At 68.0% G+C, this 16,145-nt stretch carries 15 protein-coding genes; 7 read left to right on the top strand and 8 right to left on the bottom strand.

Annotation, left to right across the window (positions count from 1 at the left end; all coding sequences use genetic code 11):
* Position 1: 1 nt before the first annotated feature.
* From pgmG to NED98_RS12605, 3 genes are all read right to left on the bottom strand, one after another.
* Positions 2-1,387, bottom strand: a complete 1,386-nt coding sequence (gene pgmG, locus NED98_RS12615) for a phosphoglucomutase/phosphomannomutase PgmG (protein ID WP_265268515.1) — start codon at positions 1,385-1,387, stop codon at positions 2-4.
* Between the two features lie 166 nt (positions 1,388-1,553).
* Positions 1,554-1,832, bottom strand: a complete 279-nt coding sequence (locus tag NED98_RS12610; protein WP_265313241.1) for a J domain-containing protein — start codon at positions 1,830-1,832, stop codon at positions 1,554-1,556.
* Positions 1,832-2,662, bottom strand: a complete 831-nt coding sequence (locus NED98_RS12605; RefSeq protein ID WP_432423321.1) for a division plane positioning ATPase MipZ — start codon at positions 2,660-2,662, stop codon at positions 1,832-1,834. Before NED98_RS12605 ends, NED98_RS12610 begins: the two co-directional genes overlap by 1 nt.
* Before the next feature lie 42 nt (positions 2,663-2,704).
* Here NED98_RS12605 and panC point away from each other — a divergent pair, with 42 nt between their 5' ends.
* A complete protein-coding gene (panC, locus tag NED98_RS12600; RefSeq protein ID WP_179510906.1) occupies positions 2,705-3,547 on the top strand; it encodes a pantoate--beta-alanine ligase in 843 nt (280 codons plus the stop codon).
* Between the two features lie 217 nt (positions 3,548-3,764).
* Positions 3,765-4,061, top strand: coding sequence for an SEL1-like repeat protein (locus NED98_RS12595; RefSeq protein WP_265313240.1), 297 nt, complete (start codon positions 3,765-3,767; stop codon positions 4,059-4,061).
* Between the two features lie 82 nt (positions 4,062-4,143).
* Here the strand turns inward: NED98_RS12595 and topA are convergent, their stop codons facing one another.
* The 4 genes from topA to plsY form a co-directional block, all read right to left on the bottom strand.
* Positions 4,144-6,675: a type I DNA topoisomerase gene (topA, locus tag NED98_RS12590; protein WP_265313239.1), complete on the bottom strand. Its 2,532-nt coding sequence runs from the start codon at positions 6,673-6,675 to the stop codon at positions 4,144-4,146.
* Between the two features lie 61 nt (positions 6,676-6,736).
* Entirely contained in the window at positions 6,737-7,087 is a 351-nt protein-coding gene (locus NED98_RS12585; protein WP_265313238.1) for a hypothetical protein, read from the bottom strand.
* Between the two features lie 112 nt (positions 7,088-7,199).
* Positions 7,200-8,282, bottom strand: coding sequence for a DNA-processing protein DprA (gene dprA / locus NED98_RS12580; RefSeq protein ID WP_265313237.1), 1,083 nt, complete (start codon positions 8,280-8,282; stop codon positions 7,200-7,202).
* Positions 8,275-8,880, bottom strand: coding sequence for a glycerol-3-phosphate 1-O-acyltransferase PlsY (gene plsY, locus NED98_RS12575; RefSeq protein WP_265313288.1), 606 nt, complete (start codon positions 8,878-8,880; stop codon positions 8,275-8,277). Before plsY ends, dprA begins: the two co-directional genes overlap by 8 nt.
* A 269-nt stretch (positions 8,881-9,149) precedes the next feature.
* Here plsY and murI point away from each other — a divergent pair, with 269 nt between their 5' ends.
* Both murI and hemA read left to right on the top strand, forming a co-directional pair.
* Positions 9,150-9,941 (top strand): glutamate racemase, encoded by a 792-nt coding sequence (gene murI, locus NED98_RS12570; RefSeq protein WP_265313236.1) that lies wholly within the window; start codon positions 9,150-9,152, stop codon positions 9,939-9,941.
* An 84-nt stretch (positions 9,942-10,025) separates the two neighbouring features.
* Entirely contained in the window at positions 10,026-11,270 is a 1,245-nt protein-coding gene (gene hemA, locus NED98_RS12565) for a 5-aminolevulinate synthase (RefSeq protein WP_179510912.1), read from the top strand.
* 88 nt (positions 11,271-11,358) lie between these two features.
* Here the strand turns inward: hemA and queG are convergent, their stop codons facing one another.
* Entirely contained in the window at positions 11,359-12,414 is a 1,056-nt protein-coding gene (queG, locus tag NED98_RS12560; RefSeq protein WP_265268521.1) for a tRNA epoxyqueuosine(34) reductase QueG, read from the bottom strand.
* A 28-nt stretch (positions 12,415-12,442) separates the two neighbouring features.
* Here queG and NED98_RS12555 point away from each other — a divergent pair, with 28 nt between their 5' ends.
* The 3 genes from NED98_RS12555 to NED98_RS12545 all read left to right on the top strand — a co-directional run bounded on the left by NED98_RS12555 (position 12,443) and on the right by NED98_RS12545 (position 15,989).
* Positions 12,443-13,360: an ABC transporter ATP-binding protein gene (locus NED98_RS12555; protein WP_265313235.1), complete on the top strand. Its 918-nt coding sequence runs from the start codon at positions 12,443-12,445 to the stop codon at positions 13,358-13,360.
* A gap of 103 nt (positions 13,361-13,463) precedes the next feature.
* Positions 13,464-14,699, top strand: coding sequence for an ABC transporter permease (locus NED98_RS12550; protein ID WP_179510915.1), 1,236 nt, complete (start codon positions 13,464-13,466; stop codon positions 14,697-14,699).
* Between the two features lie 48 nt (positions 14,700-14,747).
* Positions 14,748-15,989 carry a cytochrome P450 gene (locus NED98_RS12545; RefSeq protein ID WP_179510916.1) on the top strand — a complete coding sequence of 414 codons (1,242 nt, stop codon included), beginning with the start codon at positions 14,748-14,750 and terminating at the stop codon, positions 15,987-15,989.
* The last annotated feature ends 156 nt before the right edge of the window (positions 15,990-16,145 follow it).

The following is a 16,145-nucleotide window of genomic DNA, read 5'->3' as shown; positions in this document are numbered from 1 at the left end:
CCTAATGTGGGGTGTCGGGCGCCGCATGTCGAGCGACCCCGCTCGGCGCGAGTTGCGCGTCGATCGCGGCGAGCACGCGCGCGAGCGCGGCTTCGTCATGCGCTTCGGCGCGCGCGGTGAGCATATCCTCGGTGTGCGAGACGCGCAGCAGCCACCAGCCGTCGGGGGTGGTGACGCGCGCACCGTCGGTCGTATCGACCGCCGCGCCGGCGGCGCGCAGCCGCGCGATGACCTCCGCCACCACCGCCTCCTTGCGCGCCGGATCTACCGCGAAGCGCAATTCGGGGGTGCTCACCACCGGCGGCATCGCATCGCGCAGCGCGTCGAGCGTCGTCCCCGACGCGGCGACCGCATCGATCAGCCGCACCGCGGCGAGCAAGGCATCGTCGAAGCAATGCCATTCGCCGCCGAAGAAGATATGCCCGCTCATCTCGCCCGCGATCGGCGCGTCGAGCTCGCGCATCATCGCCTTGATGTTGCTGTGCCCCGATTTCCACATCACCGGCTGCCCGCCGAGCGCGGCGATGCGATCGAACAGCGCCTTGCTCGATTTCACATCGGCGACGATCGCCGCGCCGGGGCGCTCGCGCAGCACGGGTTCGACCAGAATGGACAGAATCTGGTCGCCGCGCAGCACGCGTCCCTGCCCGTCGACCGCGCCGATCCGATCGCCGTCGCCGTCGAAAGCGACGCCGAAATGGAGCCGCTTCCCGACGACCAACGCGCGCAATTGCGCCAGATTGGCGTCCTCGGTGGGATCGGGATGATGATTGGGAAAATTGCCGTCGACATCGGTGAACAGCAGGTGATGCTCACCCGGCAGCAGCTTGACGAGCTGCTCGATCGCCGGGCCCGCCGCGCCGTTCCCCGCATCCCAGCCGATGCGCAGACCTCCGGCGCAGCCGGCGGCGACGCGACGGACATAGCGATCGAGCACCGGCGCTTCGGTGATTCGCCCGCTGCCCGTTTCCCAATCGCCGGCCTCGGCGGTCCGCGCGAGATCGCGGATCGCCGCACCGAACACCGGGCGACAATGATGCAGCATCTTGAAGCCGTTGTGATCGCCGGGATTGTGGCTGCCGGTCACCTGGATGCCGCCATCCACTTCTAGCGTCGCGGCGGCGTGATAGAGCATCGGCGACGGACCGAGCCCGATGCGCACGACATCCACGCCGCTCGCGGTGAGCCCCGCGACCAGCGCGGCCTCCAGGGCCGGCGAGGTCAGCCGCCCGTCATAGCCGACCGCGACCGAACGCCCGCCCGCGCGGCGGATCATCGTGCCGAAGCTGCGCCCGAGCGCCAGTGCGTCGGCGGTGTCGAGCGTGCGCCCGACGACGCCGCGGATATCGTAGTCGCGCAGGATCGAGGGAGCGAAACAATGCGCCATCGGCGCGGCTTAAGGTGAGGAAACCGGCACGTCAAAGTTACATGCGGTGGCGCGAACGCTGATGTGCTCCCGCGAAGGCGGGAGACATTCTTGCCACTCCGGCGCAGGCCGGGGGCCGGCATCGGGCCGGTCGTAACTGGACCCCGGCCTGCGCCGGGGTGGTATCTCAACGATCGACCAGCAGATCGCGCGCCGCGTTGAGCGCCCGCGCGCGCTCCGCCGAGCCGCCGCGATCGGGATGCGCCTCGGCCATCAGCCGGCGGTGCGCGGCGCGAATCGCCTCGTCGTCGGCATCCCGCGCGACGCCGAGCAGCGACCGCGCCGCCCGTCGCTCCGCCGCTTCCACCGGCACCGCCCGGCGCGGTTTCGGCCGCGCGCCGAACGCATCCTTCCACAGCCGCCACCCGGCATAAGCGACGAGCAGCGCGAGGACGAACTTCGCCATCAGGCGAACAGCGGCATCGCCGGCTCGGGGAGGGCAAGCCCGGCCATCATCTCGCGCAATTCCTGCCGCGCGGCGACATGGCTCAGCCCCATCGCGCCGAATTCCTTGGCGTCGAGCATCGTCAGCCCGGCGGGGAACAATTCGCGATAGATCACGCGCTCGCCGAGCCCCGGGATGATGCGGAAGCCGACGCGCTTGGAAAGCTGATCGAGCGCATCCGACACGCGGCGCATGTTGCGCGCCTCGATATGCTGGAGGCGGTTGCGCAGCACGACCCAGTCGATCGTCGTCCCGTCCGCCTTGGCGCGCGCCTTGCGCGCTTCCCAGATCAGCTCCGAATAGAAGCTCGGACGGGTGACCTTGAAGGTTTCGGGGTGGACCTGCCCGATCAGGTCGAAATCGACGAAGCTGTCGTTCATCGGCGTGACGAGCGAATCGGCGCGCGACGCGGCGACGCGGGCGACCGGATCGTCGCGCCCCGGCGTGTCGATCACCAGATAGTCGCTGCCCTCGGCCAGCTCGTCGAAGAGCGATTCGAAATTGCCGCTCTCCTTGCCATCGCCGGTGGCGTGGCGCGGGACGGCGAGTTCGGCGCCGGTGCGCTTCACGGTTTCGGCGCGATTGTCGAGATAGCGGCCCATCGTGCGCTGGCGGTGGTCGAGATCGAGACACGCGACTCGCGCGCCCTGCGCGGCCAGCGCGATCGCGACATGCACCGCCGTGGTCGATTTCCCCGTCCCGCCCTTCTCGTTGGCGAAGACGATGACGTGGGTTTGTCCGTTACCGCTGGGCAATTGGTCGAATCCCTTGTTGATCCCCTGGATAGGCACCCATAGAAGCCCGGTCCGTCAAGGACGAGGGGGTAAAGATTAGTGTTGACCGTTCGTGACCTCGCCGCGCTGCGTGAAGCGGTGAGGGAGTTTCGCGCCGAGGGTATGCGTGTGGCGCTGGTGCCGACGATGGGCGCGCTGCATGCCGGGCATATCGCCTTGGTCGAGGCGGCCAAGCGGCCGGGCACGAAGGTCGTCGCGTCGATCTTCGTCAATCCCCGCCAATTCGGCCCGAACGAGGATCTTTCCCGCTATCCGCGTCGCGAAAAGGCCGATCTGACGATGCTCGAGGACGCCGGCTGCGACCTTGCCTGGCTGCCCCCGGTCGAGACGATGTATCCCGAAGGATTCGCCAGCAACGTCCAGGTCGCCGGGGTGAGCGAGGGGCTCGACGGTGCGGCGCGCCCCGGTCATTTCGACGGGGTCGCGACGGTGGTGTCGAAGCTGTTCAACCAGGTCGCGCCCGATGCGGCCTATTTCGGCGAGAAGGATTACCAGCAATTGCAGGTGATTCGCCGGATGGTCACCGATCTTGATTTTGATATCGAGATCGTCGGGGTGCCGACCCAGCGCGACGATGACGGGCTCGCGCTCTCCTCGCGCAACATCTACCTCGACGAGACCGAGCGGCAGAAGGCGGTGGCCTTGCCGCGCGTGCTGGGGATCGCGGCGCGCGCGATCGGCCGCGGCGACGATCCCGCGGCGGCGCTGGCCGAGGCCGAGGCGAGCCTGACCGGCGCGGGCTTCACGGTCGATTATGTCGCCTTGGTCGATGCCGAGACGCTTGAGGCGAATCCGGGCGCAGGCCGCCCGCGCCGGCTGCTCGCCGCTGTGCGGATGGGGGGGACCCGGCTGATCGACAATATTGCGGTCGAAGAGGTTTAAGCCCTGCCTCTCCGATAAGGGTTACCTCTCCCCGTTCGGGCTGAGCTTGTCGAAGCGCTGCACTTTCTCCCGATGAAGCAGGGCAGCCCTTCGACAAGCTCAGGGCGAACGGGTTTTTCTGCGCTCCCAAAACGTCCTTAATGTCGTTAACCATTTTTGAACGACCGGCGCTGCACGCTGTCTTCGGTTCGGTTTGTCACCGCATTGGGGGCGTGAGATGGGAAACAGTCTCAAGAGCGCGGAAATTTTGATCGAGAGCCGGTTGCGCGACGCGGCGCGGGGGGATTGCACGGCGTGCTATGACCTTGGCGTCGCTTATTCGACCGGCACCTCGGGGGTATGCTTCGATCTGATCGAGGCGCACAAATGGTTCAACCTCGCGGCGATCGCCGGCGACGAAGCGGCGCAGATCGCCCGTGCCGAAATCGCGGGGGACATGACCCCGCGCGACATCGCCGTCGCGCAACGCGCCGCCCGCGACTGGCTGGGCGGGCATCGCGCGCAGGCGGCCTGAGCCTACCCCCTTTATGTGCTCCCGCGAAGGCGGGAGCCCAGTCTGGGTCCCCGCCTTCGCGGGGACACAAGGCGTTACGCAATCACTTCTTCGCCGCCGCCTTTTTCGCCGGTGCTTTCTTCGCCGGCGCCTTCTTCTTCGGCGCGGCCTTCTTCTTGCCCTTCGCCGGCGCCGCTGCGCGCGCGTCGATCAGCTGCGCGGCTTCCTCCAGCGTGAGCTGATCGGGGGCGATCGTCTTGGGCAGGGTCGCGTTGGTCGTGCCGTCGGTGACATAGGGGCCGTAGCGCCCCTCCATCAGCTTGATCTCCGCCTCGGTGCGCGGATGCGCGCCCAGCACCTTGAGCGGCTCGCGGCTGCCGCGCTGTGGCCGCCCGCCGCCCGCCGCGGCTTCGGCCAGCTTGACCACCGCGGCGTTCATCCCGGTCTCGAACACCTCGGCGGTCGATTGCAGCCGGGCATATTTGCCGTCATGCGCCAGATATGGCCCGTAACGCCCGATCGAGGCGGTGATCGGGTTGCCGCTGTCGGGATGCGCGCCGATCGTCCGCGGCAGGCTGAGCAGCTTGAGCGCCCATTCCAGATCGAGCTCGCCGATATCCTTGGGGATCGACGCGCGCTTGGCGTCCTTGCCCTCGCCGAGCTGGATATAGGGGCCGAACCGGCCCGATTTGCGCTCCACCTCGAGCCCGGTCTCGGGATCCCGGCCGAGCGATTCGGGGGCGCTGCTCTCGCCCTCGCTGCCGCCCGGCTGGGCGAAGCGACGGGTATATTTGCACTCGGGATAATTGGAGCAGGCGATGAACGCGCCGAACCGCCCGCCGCGCAGCGCGAGCTTGCCGTCGCCGCAATTGGGGCAGGCGCGTGGATCGCCGCCGTCGGCGCGCTCGGGGAACAGATAGGGCGCGAGGAACTGATCGAGCGCGACGGTGATGTCCGACGGCTTCTGTTCCATCACCTCGGCGGTGCGCGGTTTGAAATCGCGCCAGAACGCCTCCAGCACCGCCTGCCATTGCGCGCGGCCGCCGGAGATATTGTCGAGTTCCTCCTCCAGCTCGGCGGTGTAATCGAACCCGACATAGCGTTCGAAGAAGCGTTCGAGGAACGCCGTCACCAGCCGCCCGCTCTCCTCGGCGAAGAAGCGGTTCTTCTCGACGCGGACATAGGCGCGGTCCTTGAGCGTCTGGATGATCGAGGCATAGGTCGAGGGGCGGCCGATGCCGAGTTCCTCGAGCCGCTTGACCAGCGACGCTTCGGAGAAGCGCGGCGGCGGTTGGGTGAAATGCTGCTCGGCCTCGACCGCTTTCTTGGCCGGCGCATCGCCCTCGCGCATCCGCGGCAGGCGGCGCGCATCGTCGCCCTCGGCATCGTCGACGCCTTCCTCGTAGAGCGCGAGATAGCCGGGGAACAGCACGACCTGCCCGGTCGCGCGCAGAATGTGGCGCCCGGTGCCGTCGGCCAGCTCGACCGTGGTGCGCTCCATCCGCGCCGAGGCCATCTGGCTCGCCAGCGCGCGCTTCCAGATCAGCTCGTAGAGCCGCGCATGATCGCCCGATCCCACGCGGTCGCGCGAGAAATCGGTCGGGCGGATCGCCTCGTGCGCTTCCTGCGCATTCTTCGCCTTGGTCTGATATTGGCGCGGCTTGTCCGGCACATAGCTCGCGTCATAGCGATCGGCGACGGCGCGGCGCGCGGCGGAGATGGCGGAGCCGTCCATCTGCACCCCGTCTGTCCGCATATAGGTGATCGCGCCGTCCTCGTAGAGCGCCTGCGCGATCCGCATCGTGTGGCTGGCCGAGAAGCCGAGCTTGCGCGCCGCCTCCTGCTGGAGCGTCGAGGTGGTGAAGGGCGGCGGCGGGTTGCGCGTCGCCGGCTTGGTCTCGACCGACTGGACCGCGAAGCGCCCGGCCTCGACATCGGCTTTGGCGCGCTGGGCGGTGCCCTCGTCGCCGATCGACAGGCGATCGAGCTTCTTGCCGTCCCACTGGACGAGGCGCGCGGCGAACGGCGTGCCGTCCTGCTCCATCGCAGCGGTGACCGACCAATATTCCTGCGAGCGGAACAGCTCGATCTCGCGCTCGCGGTCGACGATCAGGCGCAGCGCGACCGACTGGACGCGCCCGGCCGATTTCGCGCCGGGCAGCTTGCGCCACAGCACCGGCGAGAGCGTGAAGCCGACGAGATAATCGAGCGCGCGGCGTGCGCGATAGGCGTCGATCAGATCGGTATCGAGATCGCGCGGCGCCGCCATCGCGGCGGTGACCGCAGGCTTGGTGATCGCGTTGAAGGTGACGCGCTCGACCTTGTCGGGCAGCGCCTTGCGGTTCTTGAGCACCTCGCGGACGTGCCACGAGATCGCCTCGCCCTCGCGATCGGGGTCGGTGGCGAGGATCAGGCGATCGGCCTTCTTCGCCTCGTCGGCGATCGCCTTGAGCTGCTTGGCCTTGTCGGCGTAATTTTCCCATTCCATCGCGAAGCCGTGGTCGGGATCGACCGACCCGTCCTTGGGCGGCAGATCGCGGACATGGCCGTAGCTCGCGAGAACGCGGTAATCGGCGCCGAGATATTTCTCGATGGTTTTCGCCTTGGCGGGCGATTCGACGATGACAAGTTGCATTGCGGTCCGGATGTTATCCCTCACGTATACGCGCGAGGGTGGAGAAGCCCCGCGGGGCACGTCAAGAGCGTGGCGTCGCGCGCCAGGCGAGGAAGAAGCCGAGACCGAGCATCAGGTCGATCACCCCGAACGGCAGCAGGAAGGCCGGCGCGCGGCCCTGCGCGTAGAGGAGCGTGACCGGCACGCCGAACACCAGCTTTTCGAGCACCGTCACCGGCATCAGCGCGCGATAGCGCGACGGATCGCCGCCGATGATCCAGAAGACGAGCTGGAACACGCTGGCGGTGCCGATGAAGCCGTAAGCGACCGCCTCGGCGCCCGGCGGCGGGGCCTGGAGATATTGCGGGAGCAGGACGGCGAGCCCGTAAATCGCCGCGCCGCGATACCAACGTGAGACCCATTTCGGCGCCATCGCGTCCTCCTTTTTTACTCCCCTCCCTCATAAAGGGAGGGGCTGGGGGTGGGTGTGCGGGATACCGATTCATATCCTCGCAGGCCAACCCCACCCCCGGCTCCTCTCTTGTTCAAGGGAGGGGAGAAATCAGGCTCACCCGCCCTCCCGCATGCCGCTCGAGCCGCCCCGCCAGTTCCAGCTCGAGCAGCACGATCTGCACGATCGCAGGCACATAGCCCGATTGCCGGATCAGCTCGTCGACCGCCACCGGCACCGGGCCGAGCAGCGCGACGATCGCGCGGCGCGCGGCATCGTCGGCGTCGGCGGGCGGGATCGGATCGAAGCGCATCGCCGGCGCGCGGATCGCGCGCGGGTCGATCGGACGGATCTGTTCGAGCACGTCGGCGGCGCTCTGTACCAAGGTCGCGCCTTCGCGGATCAGCAGGTTGCATCCTTGCGCGCGCGGATCGAGCGGGCTGCCGGGGACGGCCATCACCTCGCGCCCCGCCTCATTGGCGAGCCGCGCGGTGATCAGCGACCCCGATCGGGGCGCGGCCTCGACCACCAACGTCCCCGCCGCGATCCCGGCGATGATGCGGTTGCGGTGCGGGAAGTGCCGCGCGCGCGGCTCGGTGCCGGGGGGCATCTCGGCGATCAGCAGCGCCTCCTCGCCGATCTGCTGCTGGAGCGCCTCGTTTTCCGGCGGATAGGGCACGTCGATGCCGCCCGCGATCACCGCGATCGTCTGCCGGCCCGCCCCCATATGCGCGGCGGTATCGATCCCGCGCGCCAGCCCCGACACCACCGCCGTGCCCGCATTCGCCAGGTCGTGCGCGATCTGGCGTGCGAAGCGGCAGGCCGCGGCCGAGGCGTTGCGCGCGCCGACGATTGCCACCACGGGCTTGTGCGCGAGCGCGATGTCGCCGCGCACGACGATCGCCGGCGGGGCGCTTTCCAGTTCGGCGAGCAGCACCGGGTAAGCGCTGTCACCGATGAACACATGCCGCGCGCCGAGTTCGGCGACGCGCCGCAATTCGCGTTCGATCGTGCGCGGTTCGGGGGGCCTGGGTGCGGTGCCGCCGCCGCGCCGCGCGAGATCGGGCAAGGCGGCGAGCGCGCGGGTCGCGTCGCCGAAACGCGCGATGAGCTGGCGATAGGTGACGGGGCCGATGCCCGGGGTGCGGATCAGCCGCAGCCGATCGACATCACGCACTTTTGCGGCCGACGCGCGGCTCGGTGCCGTCGATCAGCCGGCCGATATTGGTGCGATGCTTCCACAGCACGATCAGCGCCAGCGCGATGAGCAGCGGGACGATATCGAACCAGCCGAACGCCGCCGCCGCCACCGGCGCGGCGATCGCCGCCGCCATTCCGGCGAGCGAAGAGATGCGCAGCGTGGCGAGCAGCCCCAGCCAGATCGCGGCATAGATCAGCCCGAGCTGCCAGTGCAGCGCGAGCACGATCCCCATCAGCGTCGCGACGCCCTTGCCGCCGCGGAAGCCGAGCCAGATCGGGTAGCAATGGCCGAAGAACGCCCCCGCCGCCGCCAGCGGCGCATCGCCGGGGAAAAGCCGGTCGACGATCAGCACCGCGGCGAAGCCCTTGGCCATATCGAGCAGCAGCGTCGCCGCCGCGAGCCCCTTGCGGCCGGTGCGCAGCACGTTGGTCGCGCCGATATTGCCCGAGCCGATCTTGCGCAGATCGCCCGCGCCGAACGCGCGGGTCAGGATCACCCCGAACGGGATCGACCCCAGCAGATAGCCGATCAGCAGCGCGGCGGTCGGCGCGGACGAGAGGAATCCGGTTTCCAGTGTAGAGGCCCCCTATGACGAAACGCCCTTTAGCCTGAAAGCGGAGGGCGGTCTTGTATTTTGTCGTCATTGGCGGGGTTGGCAACTGCGCCTTTTGTCTCTCTTCTCCCCTCCCTGGAAGGGAGGGGCGGGGGTGGGTTGGTGTGGGGGGCACCGGGATCGCATCCTCGCAGGCCAACCCATCCCCAGCCCCTCCCTTGTTCAAGGGGAGGGGAGAAAGAAGGAAGCGGGCTTGTCTGGCGCGCGAACCGGCCTAATTGCTCGCACCGATGAGTGACACGCGGCCCGTCCTGTTCTTCGATTCGGGGGTCGGCGGGCTGTCGATCGTCGCGCCGGCACGACGCGCGCTGCCCGCCGCGCAATTCGTCTATGTCGCCGATTCGGCGGGTTTTCCTTATGGCACCAAGACCGAGGCGGAGATCGCCGCGCGGGTGCCGGCGCTGCTCGGGCGGCTCGCCGAACGCTATCGCCCGCGGCTGATCGTCATCGCCTGCAACACCGCCTCGACGATCGCGCTGGCGGCGGTGCGCGCGGCGCTCGATCTGCCGATCGTCGGCACCGTCCCCGCGATCAAGCCGGCGGCGGCGATGAGCGTCACGCGGACGATCGGGGTGCTCGGCACCGAGGCGACCGTGCGCCAGGCCTATGTCGATGATCTCGCGCGGCGCTTCGCCGCCGATTGCCGGGTGATCCGTCACGGCTCGGCCGAGCTGGTCCAGCTCGCCGAGGCGAAGCTGCGCGGCGAGCCGACCGATACGGCGCGATATAAAGCGGTGCTCGCCGGGCTGTTCGATCAGCCGGGGGGCGAGCGGATCGACGTGATCGTCAACGCCTGCACGCATTTCCCGCTGGTCGAGGCGGAGCTTGCCGCCGCCGCCGCGCCGCATGCGGTGCGCTTTGTCGACGGCGGGGAGGGGATCGCGCGGCGAATCGTCCATCTCACCGAAGGGCAGGATATCGCCCGCGCTGCCGCCGACGTCGCGGTCTTCACCGGCGAAGGCGACGAAAAGCTCGCCCCCGCGCTCGCCGGCTACGGCTTCGCGCGGATCGAGCGGCTGTAGCGCGGGCACGACCGGCGCGGGCGATCAGTGCAAGCGAGGATTTCCGCTGGCGCTGCTGCTGACATGACGGTAAGCGACCGGGACATGAGCATCGAGCATAATGAGGCGCGGCCAGTGGATTATGGACGCGTCTTCAATCAGGCGATCGACCGGCTGCATGCCGAGGGGCGGTATCGCGTGTTCATCGATATCCTGCGCAACAAAGGGGCTTACCCCAATGCGCGCTGCTTCGCCGGGCATAACGGGCCGAAGCCGATCACGGTATGGTGCTCGAACGACTATCTCGCGATGGGGCAGCACCCCAAGGTGATCGCGGCGATGGAGGAAGCGCTCCACGACGTCGGCGCCGGCTCGGGCGGCACCCGCAACATCGGCGGCAACACGCATTACCACGTCGATCTCGAAGCCGAACTCGCCGATCTGCACGGCAAGGAAGGCGCGCTGCTGTTCACCTCGGGCTATGTCTCGAACGAGGCGACGCTGGCGACGGTGGCGAAGGTGCTGCCGGGCTGCATCATCTTTTCGGACGAGCTCAACCACGCCAGCATGATCGCGGGGATCCGCAATTCGGGCTGCGAGAAGCATGTCTTCCGCCACAACGATCTGGCGCATCTCGAGGAATTGCTCGCCGCGGCCGATCCGTCGCTGCCCAAGCTGATCGCGTTCGAGAGCGTCTATTCGATGGAGGGCGACGTCGCGCCGATCGCGGCGATCTGCGACCTGGCCGACAAATATAATGCGCTGACCTATCTCGACGAAGTCCATGCCGTCGGGATGTACGGCGCGCGCGGCGGCGGGATTTCCGAGCGCGACGCGGTGGCCGATCGGCTGACGATCATCGAGGGCACGCTGGGCAAGGCGTTCGGCGTGATGGGCGGCTATATCGCCGCCGACAAGGTGATCATCGACGTGATCCGCAGCTATGCGCCGGGGTTCATCTTCACCACCTCGCTGTCGCCGGTGCTGGTGGCGGGGGTGCTGGCGAGCGTGCGTCACCTCAAGCAGAGCTCGGTCGAGCGCGACGGGCAGCACGAAGCCGCCGCGAAGCTCAAGGCGATGTTCGTCGAGGCCAATCTGCCGGTGATGCTGGGCGAGACGCATATCGTCCCGGTGCAGGTCGGCGATCCGGTGAAGGCGAAGAAGATCAGCGATATCCTGCTCGCCGAATATGGAATCTACGTCCAGCCGATCAATTACCCCACCGTGCCGCGCGGCACCGAACGGCTGCGCTTCACCCCCGGCCCGACGCATAGCGAAGCGATGATGCGCGAGCTGACCCAGGCGCTGGTCGAGATCTGGGACCGGCTGGAGATGCGCAAGGCGGCGTGAGGGGTTAACGCCCTATCGCCGTTCGCCCTGAGCTTGTCGAAGGGCTGCACTTCTTTCCGCGGAAGAAAAGGGCAGGGCTTCGACAAGCTCAGCCCGAACGGGGATGGGCAAGCCTTTCCATCGCCCAAGCAGCCGCCTCGCGCACCACCTCGTTCGGGTCGTCGAGCAGCGGCGCCACCGCCGCCTGCAATCCGGCGTCCCCGCTATTCCCCGCCGCGATCAGGCAGTTGCGCATCATGCGATCGCGCCCGATGCGCTTGATCGGCGATCCCGAAAACACCTGGCGGAACGTCGCATCGTCGAGCGCGAGCAATTCGGCGAGCCGCGGCGCGGCGAGTTCCGCGCGCGGCAGGAAGGCGCGGTTGGCGCGCGCCGCTTCGGCGAATTTGTTCCACGGGCAGGCGGCGAGGCAATCGTCGCAGCCGTAGATGCGGTTGCCCAGCGCCGCGCGGAATTCCACCGGGATCGGCCCGGCGTGCTCGATCGTGAGATAGGAGATGCAGCGCCGCGCATCGAGCCGATAGGGCGCGGGAAAGGCATCGGTCGGGCAGGCGCGCTGGCACGCGTCGCACGAGCCGCACCGGTCCCGCCCCGCCACGTCGGGCGTTAGCGACAGCGTGGTGTAGATCGCGCCGAGAAACAGCCAGCTCCCGTCGGTGCGGCTGACGAGATTGGTGTGCTTGCCCTGCCAGCCGAGCCCGGCGGCCGCTGCCAGCGGCTTTTCCATCACCGGCGCGGTATCGACGAATACCTTGAGATCGCCCCCCGCCTCCGCGACCAGCCAGCGCGCGAGCGCCTTGAGCGCCTTCTTGACGATATCGTGATAATCGACCCCCTGCGCATAGACCGAGATCCGCGCGCGCGCGGTTTCGCCCGCCAGCCGCATCGGGTCCTCGCGTGGGGCATAGCTCATCCCGAGCGCGATCACGCTTTGCACCTCGGGCCACAATGCCGCGGGGCTTTCGCGCTGATGCGCGCGCGTCTCCATCCACAGCATGTCGCCGTGCGCGCCCTCGGCGAGCCATTGGTGCAGTCGTTCAGCGGTGCGCGGCGCGGCATCGGCGCGCGCGATGCCGCAGGCGGCGAAACCGAGCTCGGCCGCCTTCTCCTTCAGTCGAATGTCGAGGGGGGTATTTACTTCCACCTTTTCCCGCTAGCACATGGAGGAGAGCATGAGCGACACTCCAGCGATCACCGCCACTGGCCTCGTCAAGCGTTTCGGCGGACGGCGCGTCGTGGACGGCGTCGATCTCATCGTTCCCCAGGGGATGGTCTATGGCGTGCTCGGCCCCAATGGCGCGGGCAAGACGACCACGCTGCGGATGCTGCTCGGCATCATCGAGCCCGACGAGGGCAGCCGCACGCTGCTCGGCTATGGGCATCCGCGCGCGGCGAGCGATCTCGTCGGCTATCTCCCCGAGGAGCGGGGACTCTATCCCGCGATGAAGGCGCGCGAGGCGATCGCCTTCATGGGCGCGCTGCGCGGGCTGCCCTGGGTCGAGGGGCGGCGGCGCGCGGTGGCGATGCTCGAGGCGAACGGCCTCGGCCATGCTGCCGATCAGAAGATTCGCAAGCTTTCGAAGGGGATGGCGCAGCTCGTTCAATTGCTCGGCTCGGTCGTCCACCAGCCCGAGCTGATCGTGCTCGACGAACCCTTCTCCGGGCTCGATCCGGTCAATCAGGAGCGGCTGGAGGCGCTGATCCTCGCCGAGCGCGATCGCGGCGCGACGATCCTGTTCTCGACGCATGTCATGGCGCACGCGCAGCGGCTGTGCGACCGGCTGGCGATCATCGCAGGCGGCACCCGCCGTTTCGAGGGGACGGTGGAGGAAGCGCGCGCGCTGCTGCCGCAGCAGGTGCATTATGTGGCGCATTTCCCCGATGCGGCGATCCGCGCGCAATTGCCGCCCGATGCCGTGCCGGCGGGGGAGGGGTGGCGGTTCGAATTGCCGCGCGACGGGATCGAAGGCCTGCTCCGCCGGCTGATCGATGCGGGCTACGGCATTTCCGGGCTGTCGATCGAACGCCCCGGCCTCCACGAGGCGTTCGTCCGCATCGTCGGCGATGCCGCGCGGGAGGAGGTAGCGTGAGCCACGCCCGCTTTCCCGCACCCGCTTGTGTCCCCGCGAAGGCGGGGACCCAGTCTGGGTTCCCGCCTTCGCGGGAGCACATCTCGTTCGCCGGAATGTCGGCATGAGGCTCCCCCGCGCGCTCCGCCAGACGCTGACGATCGCCCGGCGCGATTTCGTCGCGACGGTATTCACCCCGATCTTCCTCCTGTTCCTGCTCGCGCCGGTGATCATGGGGTCGTTCGCGACGATCGGCAGCCTGGGGGCGATGAACGCCTCCGCCGGATCGGCGGCCAAGGCGCGGCTGGTGGCGATCGTGCCCGCGCGCGAGGCGGCGCTGCTGCGCGATGCCGATGCCGCGCTCCGCCCGTTGTTCCCGCGCGATGCCCGTCCGCCGACGCTCGAGATTCGCGCGCCGTCGGGCCATGCCGCCGCGCCGCGCGAGATGCTCGCCAGCGCCGGCACCGATGTCGAGGCGGTGCTGACCGGGCCGCTCGATCGCCCGCAGATCGTGCGCGCCGGCGATGCGCGGCACGATGCGGCCTATCTCGCCGCGCTTGCCGATCGCGCGTTGCGCATGTCGCGCGATCCGGCGGCGCGCTCCGTCCCGGAGATCAGCGTCGCGCCGCGCGGCGCGCCGAGCGCGGGCGGGCGCAGCGCCTCCGGGTTCCTCGCGGTGTTCGGGGTGTTCTTCCTCACCCTGTTCCTGTCGGGGCAGGTGGTCGGGACGATGGCGGAGGAGCGCAACAACAAGGTGATCGAGGTGCTCGCCGCCGCAGTGCCGCTGGAAAGCGTATTCCTCGGCAAATTGCTCGGCATGTTCGGGGTGGCGGCGATGTTCGTCGCTTTCTGGGGCGTGGTGCTGAGCCAGATCGGCGCGATGCTGCCGGACGGGCTCGATGCCTTTACCCCGGCGGTCGGGCTGGTGCCGTTCGCCTTGCTGTTCGTCGCTTATTTCACGATGGCCTATCTGTTGCTCGGCTCGGTGTTCCTCGGGGTCGGCGCGCAGGCCTCGACGATGCGCGAGATCCAGATGCTGTCGCTGCCGATCACGATCGTGCAGGTCGCGATGTTCGGTCTCTCCTCCGCCGCCGCCGCGAACCCCGATTCGCCGATCGCGCTGGTCGCGGCGGTGGTGCCGCTGTCCTCGCCCTTCGCGATGGCGGGGCGCGCCGCGATCGAACCGGAAATCTGGCCGCATCTGCTCGCGCTCGGCTGGCAGGCCTTGTGGGTGGCGATCTTCATCATGATCGGCGCGCGGTTGTTCCGGCGCGGCGTGCTGCAATCGGGCAGTCCGGCCGGCGCGTGGCGCAAACTGTTCGGCCGATCCGGCCGGACCCGCGAGCGCGTCGGCTATTGACATTTGTGTCAGCTATGGCTTTCCTTGTGCCAGGATGAGGAGATAGCCATGGCTACGTTGGCGACGAACGCGCTCGAAACCTTTGACGTCGATCCGCTCGATGTCAGCCGGGCGGAGCTGTACCGCGACGATACGTGGCACGAACCCTTTGCAAAACTGCGCGCAACCGCGCCGGTCTATAAGACCGAGCATTCGGCCTATGGCACCTATTGGTCGGTCTCCACCTACAAGCCGATCGTCGAGGTCGAGTCGCTGCCCGATCTCTATTCGTCCGAAGCGGGGGGCATCACGCTCGCCGACTTCATCGAGGATTCGGACGTGCGCATGCCGATGTTCATCGCGCGCGATCGCCCGGTGCACACCGGCCAGCGCCGCACCGTCTCGCCGGCGTTCACCCCGTCGGAAATGGTGCGCATGTCAGCGGATATCCGCCGCCGCACCGAGGAGGTGCTCGATAGCCTGCCGTGGGGCAAAGAATTCGACTGGGTCGATACCGTCTCGATCGAGCTGACCACCCAGATGCTGGCGATCCTGTTCGATTTCCCGTGGGAGGATCGCCGCAAGCTGACCTTCTGGTCGGACTGGGCGGGCGATATCGAACTGGTCAAGAGCGAGGAGCTGCGCAAGCAGCGGCTCGAATATATGTATGAATGCGGGGCCTATTTCCAGAATCTGTGGAACCAGAAGGTCGGCAAGCCGCAGACGCCGGATCTGATCAGCATGATGATCCATTCGGACGCGATGAGCCACATGGATCATTTCGAATTCATCGGAAACCTGATCCTGCTGATCGTCGGCGGCAACGATACGACGCGCAACACGATGTCGGGGCTGGTCTATGGCCTCGACCAATTCCCCGACGAGCGCGCCAAGCTCGAGGCGGATCCGGCGCTGATCCCCAATGCGGTGAGCGAAACGATCCGCTGGCAGACCCCCTTGTCGCACATGCGCCGCACCGCGACCGCGGATACCGAGCTGATGGGGCAAGAGATCAAGGCCGGCGACAAGCTCGCGCTCTGGTATATCTCCGCCAATCGCGACGAGACGGTGTTCGGCGAGGATGCCGACAAGCTCGTGGTCGATCGCCCGAATGCGCGGCGCCATCTCGCCTTCGGGCACGGCATCCACCGCTGCGTCGGCGCGCGGCTGGCCGAATTACAGGTCGGCATCCTGATGGAGGAAATGGCCAAGCGCCGGATGCGGGTGAACCTGACCGGCGGGGTCGAGCGCGTCTCGGCCTGCTTCGTCCACGGCTATCGCAAGATGCCGGTCGAACTCACCAAATACTGACCGCCGGGACACAAAATTACGATTTACAGACCTGCGCGGACACGATATCGGCCCGCGTGATGTTTCAGATGGTCAAAACCATTAGCACCAAGCCGACCCGCGCGAGCGGGGCGGTCTGGTCGTGCTGACGGTTTAACCCCAGGCCACCGGACACAG

This window comes from Sphingomonas lycopersici, assembly GCF_026130605.1.
In the GTDB taxonomy this organism is placed as follows: domain Bacteria; phylum Pseudomonadota; class Alphaproteobacteria; order Sphingomonadales; family Sphingomonadaceae; genus Sphingomonas; species Sphingomonas lycopersici.
The sequence above is the reverse complement of the archived record's forward strand: the minus strand, read 5'-3'. Positions and strand labels throughout refer to the sequence as shown.